This window comes from Actinomyces acetigenes, assembly GCF_031296635.1.
Classification (GTDB): Bacteria; Actinomycetota; Actinomycetes; order Actinomycetales; family Actinomycetaceae; genus Actinomyces; species Actinomyces acetigenes.
The window spans coordinates 1-1,997 of record NZ_JASPFC010000082.1; the positions used below are offsets into that span (position 1 = coordinate 1).

Below are 1,997 nucleotides of genomic sequence, written 5' to 3' on the forward strand. Positions count from 1 at the left end.
CCCCGGCGCCGCCGGTGGCGACGCCGGTGGCGACGCCGCTGCCGAGGAGAAGGACGAGTTCGACGTCATTCTCGAGGCCGCCGGCGACAAGAAGATCCAGGTCATCAAGGAGGTGCGCGCCCTGACCTCCCTCGGCCTGAAGGAGGCCAAGGAGCTCGTCGACGGCGCCCCCAAGCCCGTCCTCGAGGGCGCCAACAAGGAGGCCGCCGAGAAGGCCAAGGAGCAGCTCGAGGGCGCCGGCGCCACCGTCACCCTCAAGTGAGTCTCTCCCCGCTGCTTGACGCGGCCTGAGGACCGCCGGCGGCTGGGGACGCAGCATCACCGGGTCCCGTCCACCGTGAGGTGGGCGGGACCCGGTTGCGTTCCGGGGAGCCCCGGCGCTGTCCGGCGTCGGTACGCTTCAACGGCGTCGGGCTCGGGCCGAGGCCGGCCGGTGGTGATCGGGGACGTACATGTGCGTCGAGGACTGCGATATCCCGCAGATGACTGAGCTCCGCCCCCAGTGATTTGGGGGAGAACGCAGTCGCCGAGCCGGAAGTACGTCCTCGACGTCGGTGGATGCGGTCGATGGGCCAGGAGGCGACGTCGGGAGCAGTGACCTCACGGGACCAGCACTCCAGACGGACGCTCGCCCCACAGTCCACTACCTTGAAGCTCGACTGCCGGTGAGAGACGGGAGACCACCTCCAGGGGGAACATCGCGAGCAGCCGGTCGGCCTGGGTGCGCATGTCCCCGAGCGACGACCACGTCGCCCGGAAGAACCTCCACCCCAGCGACTCCAGCTCGTCCTGGCGGAGCTTCTCGAGGAAGACGTCCTCCTCGCTGTGGTACTTGATGCGACCGTCGAACTCCGCGACGACACGGTGATCGGGCCAGCCCAGGTCCAGGAACCGGTCCTTGGACAGCCCCGGAACCGGGTACTGGGCAATGGCCTCGGGCAGCCCCACCACGAGCGTCATCCACCGCAGCACGCTTTCCCCGGGCGAAACTGCCCAAGGGGTGGCAGCGGCCAGTACCGCACGCGCCTGCTCTATCCCTCTGCGCCCCCGATGACGTGCCATGAGCTCCTCCCAGCAGGCGTGAGACGAGCGCAGCCGCGTGGCGCAGGAGTCACGGTGCCACGGATCAGGTCGGCAGTATCGGTTCAGGGCCGCATCTGCGATGGACAGCGCGTTGTGCGGGGGCTCGTCGCAGGCGCAGTCGAAGGCGGTGCGCAGCACGGACGTGACGGGAACTCCTCCGACCACCTCGATCTCCCCGTCCCGCAGCTGAAGCCGGCGACGGTGCATTCGGACCGGAGCGGCCTCGGAGGGCGTCGCCTCGATGGGGGCCGGTAGCCCCGATGATGGGTACCGGAACGCGGGCAGTGTCGTCGTGGTCAGGCGTGGGTGACCGGAGACGGCGAGGTAGACGTCCGGCTCACCTGTCCACATCGCCAGGCCATGAATCAGGGCGGCAGATGTGTGAGACAGACAGGTGGCTGAGGGGAGGAGTTGCTGCGCGGCAATCGCACGCGCTAAGGACACCATGAACCGCTGCTCCCAGCGTCGCCTGCCCGGGACTGGGCGCAGGTAGGCGCCCGGCATGAGTCGCAGCAGATCAGGATCGCGTGATGGCTGGAAGTGCTTGCGGCGGCCCGAGTAGATGATGGTTGGTCGAAGGTGCGCTGGGACCGGGCAGATCGGAGCGGGGCGACTGTCGGTGGTTGCGAGGGGGCTCATGCAGCGAGTCTTCTCAAGAGGAACGGGTCGTGACGAGCGCAGAGCTCCAAGGGTGTGGAATCGGTGGTGTCTGACTGCCGGAGGACTTCGCTGTGGATCCCGGGGTGGCCGCTGATCTTCGGAGTCCTGGTTCTTCGGAGTCTTGGTCGAAGGGGTGGGGTCGATGTGCTCGTCGCGACGGCGTCGGGCTCGGGACGGTGGGTGTGCCGCTGGGATCGGAGGGCGTACCGGTGGGCTGGCGGGGCGGTGGGGATCGGGGACTGTGTTGTCTCATG

2 protein-coding genes are annotated in these 1,997 nt (G+C 68.6%); one reads left to right on the forward strand and one right to left on the reverse strand.

The genetic code is table 11. The features are described from left to right. Window positions 1–262 (forward strand): 50S ribosomal protein L7/L12 (gene rplL / locus RIV14_RS13530; RefSeq protein WP_309325246.1); only part of this gene is annotated, 262 nt, incomplete at its 5' end. Between the two features lie 338 nt (window positions 263–600). On the opposite strand, the gene RIV14_RS13535 is transcribed toward rplL, so the two are convergent. Next, a complete protein-coding gene (locus RIV14_RS13535) occupies window positions 601–1,722 on the reverse strand; it encodes a hypothetical protein (protein WP_075373215.1) in 1,122 nt (373 codons plus the stop codon). Between the last annotated feature and the right edge of the window lie 275 nt (window positions 1,723–1,997).